Source organism: Brakhagea baltica (assembly GCF_052161605.1).
Classification (GTDB): Bacteria; Planctomycetota; Planctomycetia; order Pirellulales; family Pirellulaceae; genus JBKCUI01.
In genome coordinates this window covers 929,347-945,438 of the sequence record NZ_CP197409.1, presented here as the reverse complement: position 1 = coordinate 945,438, position 16,092 = coordinate 929,347, and the positions used below count along the sequence as shown (strand labels likewise).

Genomic DNA, 16,092 nt, shown 5'->3' with positions numbered 1-16,092 from the left:
GTTCCCTTGTCGCAATGTTGGCACCCTGAACCATTGCACATTGGGCACTGGACATTGACCGGACTATGCTCTGTCGGCTTATCGAAACACTCATTGCCACACCCTCTACACACGATCCCGTAACGGATCAGCGATGCTATTCGGAGCTTTTTTTTTGCTCAGGAGTTACTTGTTGATTGAACGCCACCTTTCGCAGTAGTTCTCGAGCCTCGCGATACGTAAGAACATCCGAGAACATTTCTGGGTTGTACTCAATACCGCCCATGTTCTTCCAGCCGACAATTGCGACGGCAAGCATGTCTAACGTTTCTTGAAACAAGCCAGCCAGCTCGATCTTTTCGGCAACAAAAAGACGGTCAACGACTTCGAGAATTTTCAACTGATTCCGCATCGTCTGAGAACGAGCAATGAACGTCGGCCTGCTTTCCTCTGGCAGGTTCATATCTGAATCAAGACAAATTTCAAACGTTTGGTTTGGCTCTAAAAATACTGGCACAATAATCCCCTTTTCTCATTCCCCTGTTGGCGGCAGTGACAAGAACCGGATGCGGTCTTCCATCTGCTTTGTCAATTCGTTCCCCGTAAATTCGTTGATCGCAGCAAGCTTGTCATCCTGAGCGACTACACGATAAAGCGAGGGACCTTGTTTCTTGTAAATCTTTTGGCGCATCTGGCCTTTGTATCGCCCCTTGGTAGCTGGGCGTTTCAGCCCGTCTCGCATGAAGACGTGACCTCCCAGGGAAGCGACGATGAAGGCTCCCTTTATGTGTTTGCGACCCTCCACCTTGGATACTCGATAGGACACTCCTTTCTTGTTTTGCTTGGCTCCGAACTCCTTGAGTGAAATCCGATCCTCTCGCACCACGTCCAGTTCGGCGATCAAATTCACGTCACTGGCGGCCTTGGTAAGCTTGATCGCGTTCTTGGCTCCTCGCGTTGTGATAACGATCTCTTCTCGAATCAACTTTGCCACGAAAGCTTGTGTTCGCTTCGAAGTGCGATTCACTACCGCTTTCAAGTGCTTGCGAAGATTCTTTTGTGTCCCTGCAAGCATGCCAAGAGTTTTCTCCTGGCTGTCTTTGTCAATCGAGACCGTTATCATGTGAACGCGATGCTAAACTCCTGGTCAACCGCATCTACGTTTCGATTGCACTGCCATTGGAGTTGGTCGACAGCCATCCCGTCACGATCCCCGAGCTGGCTGCTTAATAGTTGGGCCTTGGGGGCATTGAGAGTCACAGCCGACGCGCTCGGAGCTGCGATCGAGGCGATAAACTCACCCTCGGTCGATCCAAACATCATTGCCATTCGATCCTGACCAGCAATCAAGCGAGACAAGGGATCTCCTGTGATAGTCGGGTTTCGGTCGGTGATCAAGAAGTAATGGAAGCCAGTCACGTTGCTGGTGTTGTCATTGCACTCTAAACCTACCACGGTGTTGCCAACATCGAACGTGATTTGGCGGCAGCAAGCGTTGACTCCGGCAAAAGAGGTTGCCCCACCAGAGACACGGAGCGGAGTGTTTGCCTCCGGGTAATTGGGAGCGATCAAGGCGACTGCGGTTTCGCCACCCCAGATCCCACTGAATGTCCAGTCGATATACGCCAGCTTGCCAGTCTCGAACACCATCTGGAAGGTACCAGAAGCCCCCCGCAATGTTCGACGCTTCCCATCAAGATACTGGGCAAGAGTCAGTGTTTTTACGTTGGTGCCAGGAGCTTCGAATCGAGGAAAGAACACACCAGATCCGTTGTCGACAAGGCCACAAGCGGGAAACAGTACCGACGCCCAAGTCGGAATGTTTGTTCCGTCGTAGCCTACTTCGGTTCGGAACGTCATCTGGCCAGTGTGACCCTCAACCGTAGAAGGGCGGCGGCCTACACCACCCTGGCCAGGTCGCTCGGTGAACGTAGGGTTAGCGTTAAGCAAAATGTCTTGCGCGTTGAATACGCCTTCAGCAGCCGTGATCGTCTCAGCGGTACCGGCAGTGGTTTCGATCTTGGCAGCGAATACAGATTTGCGACTAAGTAATGGAGTGCTCATGCACGGACCTCATAATGGTTATTTTCTGACACACGGTAGGTAACAACCAACGGCACAATGACACCAGTGATCTTGCCCTCTTCGTTGGGCAGCGGAAATTGACTTCCGATCTCTGAGTTAATTGCGAGGCCGTCCATGTTGTACCAAAGCGCAGGATCGACAGCGGGATTGGTAATAGCTCGAATCACCTCGGCTGCAATTTTGTTGCAAGCCGCAGCGTAAGAGTTTTCGTATTCCGTTTGGTTGCGAACAAAGCAGGCCAGGTGGAAAGTGACGTCATAAGCCATGACAGGAGGGTTTCCCTCATGGCTTAACGTCTCGTTCCAAGCGACCTCGAGCTGATGCAACGAAATCGATCGATTGGCTGGGGTAAAATTCCTGCCTTCCCGATCGGGGCGATTGATCTTGACGTCAGCGATATTCGCAGCTGCAACACGCTCAAGGATCGTATCGGCGATACGCTCGAGAACAGGAGCAGTGGTTTCTGAATCGAATACTGATGACATGCTAAACAATCAATAAGCGTGTTTTCCCAGCGTGGCTGGATAGAATCCGAACAACTGACCGCTCCGAGAATCCCTCACCTGGATGGATCTCGATATTAACGCGATCGTAATCAGTGTTGACCTGAGCAGGAGTAATACCTTTCGTCTTGTCCTCAGTGGCGATCAAGGAAATGATCCACGCGGGAGAAGACAGATCACCTACCTCCTTGACAATCTGGTCATACTGTCGCTCAATCAAAGCTATGTACTCTCGAGGCTGGTGTTCACCGGCTCGAAAATACTGCACAGTCTCACCGTGGAAAAACGAGTGAGTCTGTGCAGCTAATTGATTGAGAATCGCGAAGCGAGTCATGACCTGCCAGGGGAAGGAGAACTAGGATCAGTCGACCTTGAGCAAGAATCCACACTCGAAGTAGTGGATCTTTTCGTCGGTGTCGTGTCGAACTCGAATCACATCGCCCCGTACGGTTTCGTCTCGGTAGGACTCAACAGCACCACCCACAGCAGATCCGTCACCAGACCAGTGGAACGTTCGACCGAGACCAGGCTCGCGAATGTCGTTGGTTGTGCAAACTCGAGCTACCATGGCGTAGGAGCTTGACCAGATTTGGCCGATCGAAGCATTGAGCCCTTCGGCTGCACTGTTGCGGCTTCCCTCGGCAACGATGATCATATCGAGATCCAAAGCGGCAGCGATTTGATCAGCCGTAACGTCTCGCAATGTCGACCGGTTACCAGCACCCATCGCCACCAAAGCATCAATGATTTGCTCAGATCGCTTGAGATCGCGGAAAACAAATCGATTGCAGATCAACGCGTTGGCATAAAGACCAGTGTTTGCGTACACCTTATCAGCAGCGAACTGAACATCATCGATTGGCTTGGACGTGTCGTAGGTCGCTTGAGTCCACGGGACCGTGGTATCCAAATAGAAATCAACACCAGTGTAAACAGACGTGTTGAACAGCTTGGAAGCGACTCGCTTTTCTTGGTTGACCAAGACCGATGAGTAAGCTCGAGCCGTTGCGACCAGTTCCGCGTCGAAGTACTCGGCGTACATCTGAGCTTCTCGGTCGTCGATGACTTCTTCTGCACCGTTCTCGAGGCAAGCGTAGCTCTCAGGCTTGAAGTTGAACTTACTTCGAGAGTATCCAGACCCAGGAGCCCGCGAGGTTTCTCGCTCTTGGAGTAGTTCTTCAATCGGAATGCGTCCGTAGTTACCAGACTGGTAAGACACGTCGATCACTGGTAGCACTTGGGATGCAATGAAACCACGTTGGTTCATTGCGAGATCGAACTCCATCAACGATCCGGCCAACTCAGGTCGGAGGGTTGCGAGTGAACTGGTTGGACTAGCCATAACTTTTCAATTCCTTATTTTTTGAATCAGATTTTGAGTTTCAGAAGGCTGCCCGGCATGTGGAAGCCATGCACACCGGGCAGCTTCGGGGATGTTTCGCTTAGTTTTCGATGGTGTACGAAACTAAGAAATCAACATGCGTTGCAGTCGCCAAGTTGGATCCAGTTTTGGCAACTGTGATCGGAGTGTTGACATCACAAGGCGCGAACGAGGCACCAGCGGCCAAGATCGCAGCATTGGTTGCACCTGCTCGCAACAAAGTGTTTTGGGTCAATCCAGCTACCGCAGCGGCAACGAGATTGACCACCGAAGCGGCCTGAGTACCTCGCAGATCGACACTGGTAGCCGTGGCAGCATTACCACCAATGGCGATCATTGCACAGTCAACCAGACGGTACTTGCGGCCAGGCATTGCAGGCAGCAAAGTCGCACCAGCATTGATCTCAGCCGTGGTGAATCGCTGGCGAACGGTTTGCACGCCAGGCAATGGACCTCGCAACACTTCGATCACTGCCCCGTCGCCAGAAGCAGCCTCGAGAGCATCGCCGATATAGATCGTTCCGGAAGCTCCGACCTTGCCACCAGCAGCGGCAAACACCGCAGCTCCGGCAGAGATCGCACCATTGGCAACGAACTTGGCGGTTCCTTGTGCTGATCGCAAACGGACGGTTGTAGGACCGGCAGCGAGGCAAGGCAGATCCATCGTGCCTAGCTCAATGTCCCCAGCACCTGCCAGGGTAAGTGACGTGGGACCGATGACGCGCAAGTGCTGCGCAATAGCACCACCCGCGTTAAAGGTCTTAGTTGCAGTCTCGACGTACTGACTCATAATCAAAAATTCCTCAAACTAAGTTTTGGTTCTGTAAGTTTTGTTCTTTGCTATCGAGCAGAGAAACTAGCGACGGGAACGTCGACGGCCAGCGTTGGCGGAAGCTACTAGCTTGGCTCGCAAACCTGGGTATCGCTTCGCAACCTTAGAGGTAGCCTTTTGGCGATCACCCTTACAAGAAGCAAGTTCGCGATCAACAAGACGATTCCACTTTGCAGTGGTCTCTTCTTCTTCCTCAGCCATTTCCTCTTCGTCTTCTTCCATCAACTCATCGTCTTCGGCCATTTCCTCTTCGTCTTCTTCCATCTCCTTGTCCTTGTCGTACTCGGAGCAAGACTTGCGGCTTTTTGGCTTGAGAGCCGACACGCCAGGCTTGGAAGATGCCAGTTGCTCGGCTCGCTTCTCAGCGGCTTCGAGCTTCTTGGTCAGTGCGGCCTTCTCGGCGATCAGCACTTGGTTGTAGTTTTCGACAGCTTGCTCCATGGTGTATCCGGCCTTGAGGCAGGAAAGCTTCCAAGAGTCCAAAGCTTCGGGGAATCGTTGCTCGAGTTGAGCAATCGTCGCAGGTACCGGCTTAGCGGTCTCAGCACTCATATCAATATCCTCACTGTGAGAAACCACCGGTGAACCCGGTGTAGAAACAGAACTAACAAATCGGTCGAAGAAATCTTCGAACGATGACACGTCGTCAATCAGATCGAGCGTCTTGGCTTGTTGGGCCAAGTGACATCGACCATCTGCGAGACTGGCTACCTGCTCCCTCGAGAGCGAACGACCAGACTCGACAGCTTGTAAGAAAAATTGGTTCAGCCCAACGACCTGCTTGTCCAACTCGGCAAGCTGATCGTCTGTGATCTCGGTGCCAGAAGTGCCCATGCCTTTGAATGCACCTGCTCGCACAACGTGGACTTCGAAACCGGCCTTCTCGGCGGCCTTGCTAGAATCGACCACGACGCAATAAGTACCGATGGAACCTACCAGGGAAGTGGGATTCGCCTCGATGCGGTCGCACTGACTCGCGATCCAATAAGCTGCCGATGCAGTGAGATCGTTGCAGAACGCCCAAACCGGTTTCGATTCGCGAGCTTTGACGATTTCGTCAGCCAGTTCCTTGGTTCCCGATACCGTTCCGCCAGGTGAGTCGATCTTGAGCAGGATCCCAGAGACTCGCGGGTCGGCGGCCATGGCTCGCAATTGCTTGCGGATTGCAACCGTCGAGCTGGATGAACTGAAACTCGAGGCATGCTTCATCAAAGCACCCTCGATGTTGATCACGCCAATCCCCTCTTCGGTAGTCGCAAACGAATCTTCGATGCGATCCAACGCCTCTTGTCGGTTCTGGTCGACCGTGCTCAAGTGCAAATTCAAGTTCGACGATTCGAGCTGAGTGCGGAGCGCGTGGAAGTTCTTTTCCTCCATCGCCCATGCACCGACCCAATTGGAAAGGTACGGAACCTGTTTCCCACCGAAATCAAGGTTAAGCTGCATTGTTTTGTTGTCCTTCCCTGGCAGGTGCCGTGGTCACAGGAACACCAGTATTAACCGCGATTTGCAAGCCGTCCGGAATCGGAAGATTGAGTAATTCACGCCAATGCAACGGAGGATCTAGACCTAGCTCCTCGGTTAGCTCTTTGGCTTTGATCGCAGCCGCTCGAATGGCATAAGCCACATCGTCAACGGTTTCGTCGACAATCTCTTCCCAGTCCTCGGAGTCTTCGCCATGGATCCTGCGAGGGCTCGAGAGCATGTTCTGCTTGCGTAGGATCTTGGCCGTGGCATCTTCGACAGGCTGAATGTAAGGCCACTTAGGCATACCCCATGTGTGCTTGAAAATGCGATCACCGATGCGGTCATAGATTTCTTTGACCTTGGGATCTTCGGCGATCCATTGGTGGACCTTCCAGGTGTAGATCGGTCGGTGCCACTTGTCCCGCAACTGGCGTTGGATCCGCTTGAACCCCTTCTTCGCTTCGTCCGTTGCGGCACGCCAGCCTGAGAAGTTGGTTTCGCTCGCATCCATCATGCCCATGACGTATGGCAAACCGATATTCAAAAAGAACATCGTCAGCAACATCTTGGCATGTTCGAAGTAGTTCGTGTTCGGGACGTCAGGCGAAAACGCTTCGAGCTTTTCACCGGCCTTGTTGTCATAGCTTGTGCCTGGCTGCACTTGCTCGATACTTACCTGAGTGCTGTCCTGTTGCTCCGTCTTGGGAAGCCCAACAGATCCTGCCCTGGTAGGCATACCGGCCCGAGCCGCATCCTTAATTCGTTGGACGACGATGCAAGATAAAGCTTGAGCCTGAACGAGCTTCGCGAAGTCCAAGTCGTCGAACATCGCGAGCTTTTGAAAGCACGGAGCTAGAGCGGTGACCCCACGAGTCGCTGAGGATCGATCTCGCACGAAGAAGTGGAAAAGAACTCGGACTCCGTTAGAATCACGGACTCGAACAGGTCGACTTTCTTCTTGTTGAGTTGTACGATACGGGTCGACGGATTCGGCTCGAATGTGATAGATCTGAGGCTTGCGATACTCGTTGATCTCAACCCCGATGATCGGCTTCGCGTTCTTCTTTTCGCCTCGCTTGCCTTTCGGATTCCTGACCTGGTGGCTTTCGACGATTTGCAGCTGACCGCTTGTGGTTCCCAGGCCGATAATATCGCCGTCTCGAATGCACGATATGACGGCAAGTTCTTCCATTTCGGACCATGATTTTTCCCCTGCAATATCACAATCGTCACGGTTCTCGCTCCATGCTTTCCACTTTTCGAAAAGATAAAGATCCGCTTCAGAATCGCCGGTCTCGGGTCGCAATACGAACCCGTCGCCAACGACATTGGTAGCGGCTTTTTCAATTGACTTTTCAACGATCGAAGCATTGCGGCAGAGATCGCGAGCACGCTCAATAAATTTTAAGTAGGTGGGCTCACTGCGAATGTGATAATCCGCACCGCCTCCCAGGGGGGCAAGTCCTGCACGCGATCGCACATAGTTAGATTCGCGAGCGGCATCATAGTCCGACCGGAACTCATGGAGATTCTCAGCAATGTTCACATCGTACCTACCGGTGCCCATGACGAACCCCCAGTATCGAGAATGAACTTAACGAAGGATCGTTGGCGGTAATAAACTCTTGAGCTTGATCGAGCAGTTGCTTCATTGTCACAGTGTCGATGGTCAAGCCGAACCCGCCAGGTTGTGAAGATTGCTTTGGCGAAAAAATGATATAGCGACGAACTGCCGACGCGAACAGCTTGGCCTTAGTGAGACTCATGGTCTCGGGCCAATCCGCATTGGTGTTGATCGTTTCAATGATTTCGTTCATGTCAACAGGTGCCATGATGAAACAATACCAAACGCACTCACCTAGAAAAGATGTTTATAAACAAATCCGATAAACAGGTAGCTGCACCGAATACGAACACGACAGTAGCCGACTCAAGCACTTGAAGCACAGTGAGTTATCGTAGTTATATAAATAGATTTCCGCGTGTTGAACAACCTTGTACACCGGAGGCAAAGAGATACTATCAAGAAGCTGACAATGTTCAACTCGGAATTTCCGAAAGTCTTAGTTTAAGGGGATGGTTAATGATGTATGCCTTTCAACCTCGAGTTCCTCTTGATCACGTTATGGAACTGGTCAAGAACATTCGATCGGGCGAACGCAAGTTTGCTGAAAACATGATGCTTGTCGGTGCGATCACCGGTGAGATCGGCTCATTGCTCAACAACAATTTCACTTCTCAAGTCTTCGATGTGCTTGAGGTACCTGCAACTCTCGACGGTTGCCTTCTCGCTCTCGAGTCGATGCTCGAGCCATCGGTTCAAGCCGACCCGAATTTCGATCCTACTCCATGGATCCCGATCATCCTCAAGTTGATCGAGCTTTGGCTCTCGCGCAGGAGCTAATCTCCGAGCCATGGACTACACACTTCCACCTGACCTGGTTGTCTTGGATGACTTCTTCGCGTTGTCTCCGAGGCTTTGGCATTGGCCTACTGAACTAGCTGATAAGGTTGCAGAGATTGCAACCGGACGTGGTATCAAAATCGCTATCGGCGATACGGGATACACCAAGCATGTCAGTGGGCCGGTCCCGATTGCACAACGATCGTTTATCGCTGGTCAGTCCGTGCTCGACGGTCACGGCCATGGTACCCACTGCGCTGGAACAGCTCTTGGTCGCGATGGAATTGGAGTCGCTAAAGGCTCTGATTTGATCGTGTTTAAGTGCTTGTCGAACCAGGGGAGCGGTTCATCTTCGGCGATCGCTGCCGGTATCCGTTGGGCTGCGGATCAGGGGGCTGACGTGATTAGCCTTTCCCTGGGTGGGGGCGGTAGCGATGCCGAGACGAACCGTGCGATCGATCATGCCTGGTCGTTGGGATGCGTAGTCAACGCAGCTGCGGGGAACGCTGGCTACAACGGAGCCAACACAATCGGATGGCCTGCCCGATACGAAAACTGTCTCTGTACCGGAGCTTATCGAGCTGACGGTCGGATCGCGAACTTTTCATCGGGCGGGCCTCAGATTGATTGGGCGTGTCCAGGGGAGCAGATCATTAGCTTCTCGACCAATGGCAGCGGCTTCCGAACTATGTCTGGGACCAGCATGGCAACACCATTCGGGTCTGGCTTGCTCGCGTGCATGCTCGAGATCATGTACCGACAAGGAGCCACGCGAATGAAGGCAGCTAGCGTGGTGCGAGAGATCTTCAAGAAGAACCTCAAGGATGCAGGGGCTCCTGGCTTCGATCCTCGTTTCGGTTGGGGCGTTCCAGTGTCCGACCATCTTTTGCAGTCGCTTATTCGGGGGGAACTGTTGTGGTCATAAGAACTTTATCGATTTGGTTGTTACTGATCACTGCATGTTTGGGGCAAACTAAAGCAGTGATCGACGGTCCGGAGAGTGCATTACCAGGTGAATTGGTAGTGCTCAACAGCAACAATTCAGTCGGTGATTCGCATCGCTGGATCGTACCGGAAGGGATCTCGACAGCTCAGGCCGGTTGCGATCCGGTTAAGTCGCAGGTGTTCTTCGCCACTCCTCGAGAGGGTAAATACAAATTTATCCTGATCGTTGCCGACAAAGAAGCGAATATTGAATTTGATTCGCTCACTGTTGAGATTAAATCAGTCGATGCCCCTCCACCTCCTCCACCAGTCGAGCCACCGCCAGTTGATCCGGTTGACCCTCCACCACAAACTGGTCTCGAGCAGCTTACAAAACTATCTCGAGACAACAGTCTTCGGCTTAATGATGCACCTACCAGGGAAATGCTTGCCAAATCGCTCCAAGCAGTAGTGAACGATATCAATGCTAAGTGCGCTGCGAGGCAATGCCCAACGCTTGCCACAGCACAGAGACAAGTGCAAATGGCAATTGAGTCAACGTTGCTGCAACGTCGCGGATCCTCTCGGGATGCCTTGTGGCTTGATGGCTGGAGAATCCCGAACAACTCGTTTATGCAAACGCTCAAAATCGAATCATCGAGTCAATACGCTGCAACGGTGCAGGCGATCGTAAACGGACTACGCTAGCAAGAAAGCTTGATCGGAATTGAGCAACGATACTTCCTTTTTTGGTTGGGTTTTGGCAGGGGTTACGACTGTGATTGCAACACTAGCTTCAGCTCTCAGTTACTTGTACAAGTCGCGAATCGCGGCATATGAGAAGGCAGAAATCAAGTTGGATGCTCGTGTTGATATGCTCGAAAAGAAGCTTGACAAGTGCGAAGAAGAGCACGGCAAAGCAAGAGAGCAGCTTGCAGAAATAAGAACGCGACTCAGCCTTTTGGAAAAACCCTCGACAGAGGTGAAAATCTAATCGTGTCAAAAGCAATTGGATACCGAAATCAACCTTTACCCTTGCGAGTCAAGCAAGGTGCGACGTTGACAATTCGCATGGTCTTTCGCAACACGCAGACCGGCGAAGTGATCGACGTGAGTAGCGAGACCTTTACCGGCCAGGTGAGGAAGCTTCCTTCGTCGTCAACGGTATCCGCCTCGTTTACTTTCGATACTACACAAGCCGCCAACGGTTTCGTGTTCGCCATCCTGGCAGGTTCCGCGACAGCAAGCCTTCCAGCTGGTGATGTGCTTGGCAGCAAAGACGGACAATACTTTTACGACATTCGGCGCACCAAGGATGGGGTCGACAAGTATCCGATCCCCTTGAGTCCTTTGAACCTCGAGCCACGAGTCACAAGGAGCTAGCATGTCAGTCGAATTTGTATCGATCGAAATCTACGACGACGATCTGACGAGCGTCGAGATCAACGAAACTGGCAGCCAAGGAGTCTCTGCCTACGGGATCGCAGTAGCCAACGGTTTCGTTGGCACAGAGGCCGAGTGGCTCGAGTCGCTAAACGGTCCCAATCTCATCACGCCCGAGACCGACACGACGTTCCCAGGTACTGGTCTACTCGGTCACGCGGCAGGAAAAGTAACGAGTGTTGATCCTAGCCAGTTTGCAACCGATGCGGAGTTAGCGGCTGGACTGGCTGGCAAGGTTGATACTACCGACCCGCGTTTAAGCGATGCCCGTACACCTTTAACACACGGTCACGCAATCAGCGACGTGTCTGGTTTATCATCGGCATTGTCGGGTAAGCTTGATACTACCGATCCAGCAGTAACTAACGCACGCGAATGGACTGCCGAAACCATTTCGCAGGAAGAAGCCGAGACTGGCACGGCTACAACTCGCAGAGCTTGGACAGCGGAGCGGGTAAGGCAAGCTATCGCAGCGTGGGTCAATGTTGGTCCGCTAGATGCTCTGCGTCCTGTAGTCTTAACGCAACCAACAGCCGCATCGGTCAACGTAGGGGACTCGCTCTCGCTATCATGTCTAGGCGGCATTTTGCCCAACACGCATCTCAATCTCACGTACCAGTGGCAACTCTCCACCGATGCCGGAGTAAGTTATAACAACATCACCGGAGCAACGTCACCGAGCATTCCGTTCAATCCTGCCTTGGTTGGTAACAACGGGCTGTACCGTTGCAGGCTTACTAATGAGTTTGGGACGCAAAACACAAATGCAGTTGCATTGACAGTAGATGTTTCCATTACGCACCTGTTCCCTACAGCAGCCGAAAGAGGCCTAGCATGGGACTTAGACCAGATCGGCACTCTATGGCAAAACTCAACTGGCACTACGCCGGTTACCGCTTACGGCGATCCAGTCGGTAAAGTGGATGACGTTTCAGGCAAAGGAAATAATTTAATACAAGCCACCTCACTCCGCAGGCCGACGTATGCACGAAGGCCGAAAAGCGGGGTGAGAAATTTATTGCAGAGAACAGAGGAGTTGGAGAATGCTTACTGGTCAAAAGTTAACGCAACGGTTACACCTAATGCGACAACGGCAGCGGACGGCACGCTTACGGCAGATGCCGTTTTAGAGGTCAACGGCGGTTCGGCTCCACGGGTTAATAACACAGCAATTTCCGGTTTGGCGGCTGGTACGGTGCTGACGGTTACATTCGAAGCAAAGTCGAACGGCAGGAGTAACCCGAGATGTGTGTATACAGGCAACGCTTCGACAGGCACGTTTTTCAGTTTGACGGGTGCCGGGAGTGTCACGCCAGGAGCGTTGGTCACGTCTGCGACCATCACGCCGCTAAGTGATGGCTGGTATCGATGTAGCATGACAGCACCACTTCAAGCGGCGGGATTGTTTGCAATTTGGACATCCGATCAAACTGGAAATAGTGCGTTAGGTATATTTTTGACAAAAATACAAGCAGAGGTGGGGCCAACTCCAACAGCATACCAACGAGTCACGAACCAATTCGACGTAACCGAAACCGGCCAGCCAAGCATCAACTACCTCTGGTTCGACGGCATCGACGATTGTTTACAGAGTGCAACCGCGATTGATTTCAGCAACACGGATGAGATGACGGTTTGTGTTGGAGCACGTAAGCTAACGGACGCATCGCAAGTTGTCTTAGAGCTTGGGGATAACTTCAGCAACACTGGCATCTTTTCAATTTCCGCAGGAAACGTAGCGAATACAATAAGCGTGAGATCAAACGGGTCTAACTTGGTTACGGCGAATTCTGCGAATTCGTTTCCGCCAGGGTTTGTTCGGTTGTTGACGATGCAATCCAAAATTTCTAGCGATTTGCTTGCGCTAGCCGTCAACAGAGTTTCCGCCATTAACTCAACTACGGATCAGGGTACGGGTAACTACTCGTTGCGGACTCTGAATCTAGGTTCGCGCAACCAAGCCAGTTTGTTTTTTAGCGGTCATCTGAACAGCGGTTTCGTAATCAATCGCATACTCAATCCGTTAGTCTTGTCAGACTACGAAAGATTCTGGGTAGCGGCAAAAGCGGGGATCGACCTATGACACTTTACGCTTACCGTCTGACGATTGCGGTGCCGGAAGCTCTGATGACAGCCGCGAACCATCTCGCAGTTGCAATAGGCGAAAGTGCAGGTGATTTCGAGTCGTTTACCCAAGCCGATTGGATCGACGCCAACGGCAACAAATACAGCGTAGCATCGACACAAGCAACGGCTACGCTGTTTGCTTATGCCGGAAGCCAATTGCAGAGACGAGACTTTGCACCGGAGGAATGGAGCTTTGAGCTAGCAAGTTTTGCTCAAAGCAAAATACAGCTATGGATGGGTGAGGGAGATATACCTACAGCCAATCCAGAGCAGATCGTTGGTATTGTAATGGATGATGCTATGATGGCGTTGCAGGCAATGGGACTGACGAGAGTGGAGACCGACGATGAATCTTGAAATCTGGAAAGACGGTGACACAGTAAATGTTCGGGATGACTCTGGGCTTGCAGAGTTGCTCGGATGCCATTTCACTGCTATCGGCTGCCCGAATATCGGCATGTACGCAAGCGAGGTCAATGCGGCAATGACAACACTTGGCGGCGGTTACCAACTGACTCCGATTGACCTGTCGGCATTTACGGATTGGAGCCTGTAATGCAACGCTACATCAACGCCAACGCGGTCTCAATCTCGGTGCTGCCCAACACGCTCACAGGCGGGATGTACGAGATGGGATCGCAATAGGATAACAACATGACACCAGTCACACTAACACGCACACCAGGCCAGACGATCTACGCATTCCCGGCAGGCTTTAGTCTTGCCGATTGGACGACGCATCGAGTGTAGAGTGGGAGAGGATTCACGGGCTATGGACCCGAAAGAAATTTCCGGTTCTGGTTAATTCTTGCTAGTTCTTGCTAGTTCTTGCGTTTCAATTCGTTGTGAGCTATTAGCAATTGGAATAAATTGCATGAATGGCTTACGATCACTCAGATAAACAACGCGAATACCAACGCCAGCTAATGAACGAGCGGCGGTTCATGGCTCGGGATCTTCGCCTGCCAGGGGTAAGATCTCCCAAGCGTCGCGCACTCTGCCTCGCTGATCCGCAACGCTACCTCCGCACTTACTTCGATTGGATCTTTTTCAACCCGTTTGTGTCGTACCAAAACGAGTGTATCGATGCGATCGCGGAATCGATCGAGTACGGGACGCAAACGTCGATCGCAGCTCCTCGGGGTGACGGCAAGACGTCGATCTGTACCGGGATGATCACCTGGGGATTGTGCCGGGGGCTTATTAGCTTCCCGGTGATCCTGGCCGCGATCGAGGACAAAGCGAACCAGATCCTCAGCAACCTCAAAAAGCTTCTCACGTCGGACAAGTTCGTCGAGGACTTCCCAGAGATCGGCTACCCGCTCCGAGCCCTGGGGAACGATTCCCGCTTGGCTGGCAAGCAAACCGTATCGGGCAAGCTAACGAATGTTCGGTGGACTGCTAACGCGATTCACCTGCCAGAGGTGGACGGATCTCCTTGCTCGGGCGGGATCATTCAGCCGCTCTCGATCGATGGTGCGATCCGTGGCGCCCTGGTCGACGGGATGCGTCCAGACTTCGGCGTGATCGACGATCCCGAGACCAGGCAGTCGGCGAACAACCCAGACACAGTTCGCGAGCGATTGCGGATCATCGAAGAGGACTTCGCAGGCCTCAAAGGTCCCTCGGGGCTGTTCGGCATGGTGGCCTTGGTGACGATCATGAACAAGCACAGCCTTGCGGCCAAGATCACCGATCGGCAGCAAAAGCCAGCCTGGGGTGGGATTCGACGCGGCTTGATTCGCGAATGGCCTACGAACCGGCACTTGTGGGAGAACTATTTCGAGCTTCGAAAAGCCTGCCAGTTCGAAGGCGACAAGTTCGCGTGGAAGGCGACCCAGTTCTACATTGACAACTTCGAAGCGATGAACGCCGGATGCAAGATGGGGAACCCGTACCGGTTCAAGAACAAGCTCTCCCCGCACGGGAACCCGATCGAGATCACAGCATTGCAGGCCTGCATGAACTTCATGTGCGATAGCGAGTCAGTCGAATCGTTCCTTTGCGAATACCAAAACGACACTCGGGTGTTCGACGAAGACACACAGGAGCCAGACGATATCCTTCGCGCGAAGGTGGTCGAGTCTCGCACCAACGGGTACGAGCAAGGCAAGGTACCAGACGAAGCCATCGGGATCACTTGCGGGGTGGACGTGGGCAAGCGGTTCTGCCATTGGACCAAGATCGCCTGGCTCGGAGAGAATCGCGGCCTGATCACAGACTACGGGGTGATCGAGGTCCACAACTACAACGAGGCATCAATCGAAAAGTCTATCAAGGCAGCATTGGCCGACTGGCAGGAAGAACAAGCGAACTCCGCAGCTCCGCCAGACTGGACGTTCCTCGACACTTCCGATGGGGTGCTCACCGATGCGTTGTACGAGTTTATCGTCAATTGCTTGGACTTCCCCCCGATCGCAGCATCGAAAGGATACGGTAAGGGTCAGGGCCCTAAACCTCAGTCTTTCGAACCGCAACAACAAGACGATATCCTTTACGGCAACCACTGGTGGGCCAAGCAGCATTCGCAAAAGGGAGTCTGGCTCTATCACCCCGACGCGAACTTTTGGAAGTTGTGGGTCCAAGAGCGATTCCGCACTGAGTCGTTCGACAGCCTGGGCAATCAGAACCCAAACACGCTCACGCTGTTTCGACCTGCCAGGGTAAGGGCTCACACGGCATTCGCGAAGCACATCGTTGCCGAAGAGTACCGAGCCAAGAAAGGCTTCCGCGAAAAGGAGTTCATCCCAGTATCGCCGAACAATCACTGGCTCGATGCGACCTACATGGCTTGTGCCGCTGCCGAAGTCCATGGCTGCATCTCTTCTCTACAGTCGATACATTTCGTACAATAGCCGACGCCAGGCACGGCAACTACAAGGGGATGGTGATGGATTCAATTAGTTCGGTTACATCTGTCGAAGCTTTCGAAGTGAGAAATGTAACG

At 52.6% G+C, this 16,092-nt stretch carries 19 protein-coding genes; 9 read left to right on the top strand and 10 right to left on the bottom strand.

Translation table 11 applies throughout. From position 1 onward, the window contains the following. Positions 1-136: 136 nt before the first annotated feature. From SH449x_RS03760 to SH449x_RS03715, 10 genes are all read right to left on the bottom strand, one after another. Complete coding sequence (locus SH449x_RS03760) at positions 137-442, bottom strand: hypothetical protein (protein ID WP_482379981.1); 306 nt, start codon at positions 440-442, stop codon at positions 137-139. 69 nt (positions 443-511) lie between these two features. After that, positions 512-1,102 carry a hypothetical protein gene (locus SH449x_RS03755; RefSeq protein ID WP_482379980.1) on the bottom strand — a complete coding sequence of 197 codons (591 nt, stop codon included), beginning with the start codon at positions 1,100-1,102 and terminating at the stop codon, positions 512-514. Continuing rightward, positions 1,099-2,043 (bottom strand): hypothetical protein, encoded by a 945-nt coding sequence (locus SH449x_RS03750; RefSeq protein WP_482379979.1) that lies wholly within the window; start codon positions 2,041-2,043, stop codon positions 1,099-1,101. The genes SH449x_RS03755 and SH449x_RS03750 overlap by 4 nt, the downstream gene beginning before the upstream one ends. Beyond that, entirely contained in the window at positions 2,040-2,549 is a 510-nt protein-coding gene (locus SH449x_RS03745; RefSeq protein WP_482379978.1) for a hypothetical protein, read from the bottom strand. The genes SH449x_RS03750 and SH449x_RS03745 overlap by 4 nt, the downstream gene beginning before the upstream one ends. 1 nt (position 2,550) lies before the next feature. Continuing rightward, positions 2,551-2,901, bottom strand: a complete 351-nt coding sequence (locus tag SH449x_RS03740; RefSeq protein ID WP_482379977.1) for a hypothetical protein — start codon at positions 2,899-2,901, stop codon at positions 2,551-2,553. A 27-nt stretch (positions 2,902-2,928) separates the two neighbouring features. Next, positions 2,929-3,909 (bottom strand): hypothetical protein, encoded by a 981-nt coding sequence (locus SH449x_RS03735; protein ID WP_482379976.1) that lies wholly within the window; start codon positions 3,907-3,909, stop codon positions 2,929-2,931. Between the two features lie 100 nt (positions 3,910-4,009). Further along, on the bottom strand, positions 4,010-4,738 hold the full coding sequence (locus tag SH449x_RS03730) for a hypothetical protein (RefSeq protein ID WP_482379975.1): 729 nt from the start codon (positions 4,736-4,738) through the stop codon (positions 4,010-4,012). 66 nt (positions 4,739-4,804) lie between these two features. After that, on the bottom strand, positions 4,805-6,226 hold the full coding sequence (sppA, locus tag SH449x_RS03725) for a signal peptide peptidase SppA (RefSeq protein ID WP_482379974.1): 1,422 nt from the start codon (positions 6,224-6,226) through the stop codon (positions 4,805-4,807). Continuing rightward, positions 6,216-7,814 (bottom strand): phage portal protein, encoded by a 1,599-nt coding sequence (locus tag SH449x_RS03720; RefSeq protein WP_482379973.1) that lies wholly within the window; start codon positions 7,812-7,814, stop codon positions 6,216-6,218. Before SH449x_RS03720 ends, sppA begins: the two co-directional genes overlap by 11 nt. Next, a complete protein-coding gene (locus SH449x_RS03715) occupies positions 7,801-8,079 on the bottom strand; it encodes a hypothetical protein (RefSeq protein WP_482379972.1) in 279 nt (92 codons plus the stop codon). Before SH449x_RS03715 ends, SH449x_RS03720 begins: the two co-directional genes overlap by 14 nt. A 251-nt stretch (positions 8,080-8,330) precedes the next feature. On the opposite strand from SH449x_RS03715, the gene SH449x_RS03710 reads away from it, so the two are divergent. From SH449x_RS03710 to SH449x_RS03670, 9 genes are all read left to right on the top strand, one after another. Next, entirely contained in the window at positions 8,331-8,651 is a 321-nt protein-coding gene (locus SH449x_RS03710; RefSeq protein WP_482379971.1) for a hypothetical protein, read from the top strand. A gap of 10 nt (positions 8,652-8,661) precedes the next feature. Then, the gene (locus SH449x_RS03705; protein ID WP_482379970.1) at positions 8,662-9,576 is read left to right on the top strand and encodes a S8 family peptidase; all 915 of its coding nucleotides are present in this window, start codon (positions 8,662-8,664) and stop codon (positions 9,574-9,576) included. After that, positions 9,567-10,283: a hypothetical protein gene (locus SH449x_RS03700; protein WP_482379969.1), complete on the top strand. Its 717-nt coding sequence runs from the start codon at positions 9,567-9,569 to the stop codon at positions 10,281-10,283. Before SH449x_RS03705 ends, SH449x_RS03700 begins: the two co-directional genes overlap by 10 nt. Before the next feature lie 19 nt (positions 10,284-10,302). Further along, positions 10,303-10,569 (top strand): hypothetical protein, encoded by a 267-nt coding sequence (locus SH449x_RS03695; protein WP_482379968.1) that lies wholly within the window; start codon positions 10,303-10,305, stop codon positions 10,567-10,569. A gap of 2 nt (positions 10,570-10,571) precedes the next feature. Further along, positions 10,572-10,958, top strand: a complete 387-nt coding sequence (locus SH449x_RS03690) for a hypothetical protein (RefSeq protein ID WP_482379967.1) — start codon at positions 10,572-10,574, stop codon at positions 10,956-10,958. Between the two features lies 1 nt (position 10,959). Next, on the top strand, positions 10,960-13,101 hold the full coding sequence (locus SH449x_RS03685; protein ID WP_482379966.1) for a phage head spike fiber domain-containing protein: 2,142 nt from the start codon (positions 10,960-10,962) through the stop codon (positions 13,099-13,101). After that, on the top strand, positions 13,098-13,502 hold the full coding sequence (locus SH449x_RS03680; RefSeq protein ID WP_482379965.1) for a hypothetical protein: 405 nt from the start codon (positions 13,098-13,100) through the stop codon (positions 13,500-13,502). Before SH449x_RS03685 ends, SH449x_RS03680 begins: the two co-directional genes overlap by 4 nt. Further along, on the top strand, positions 13,492-13,701 hold the full coding sequence (locus SH449x_RS03675) for a hypothetical protein (RefSeq protein WP_482379964.1): 210 nt from the start codon (positions 13,492-13,494) through the stop codon (positions 13,699-13,701). Before SH449x_RS03680 ends, SH449x_RS03675 begins: the two co-directional genes overlap by 11 nt. A gap of 322 nt (positions 13,702-14,023) precedes the next feature. Beyond that, a complete protein-coding gene (locus SH449x_RS03670) occupies positions 14,024-16,000 on the top strand; it encodes a terminase gpA endonuclease subunit (protein WP_482379963.1) in 1,977 nt (658 codons plus the stop codon). Positions 16,001-16,092 lie beyond the last annotated feature (92 nt).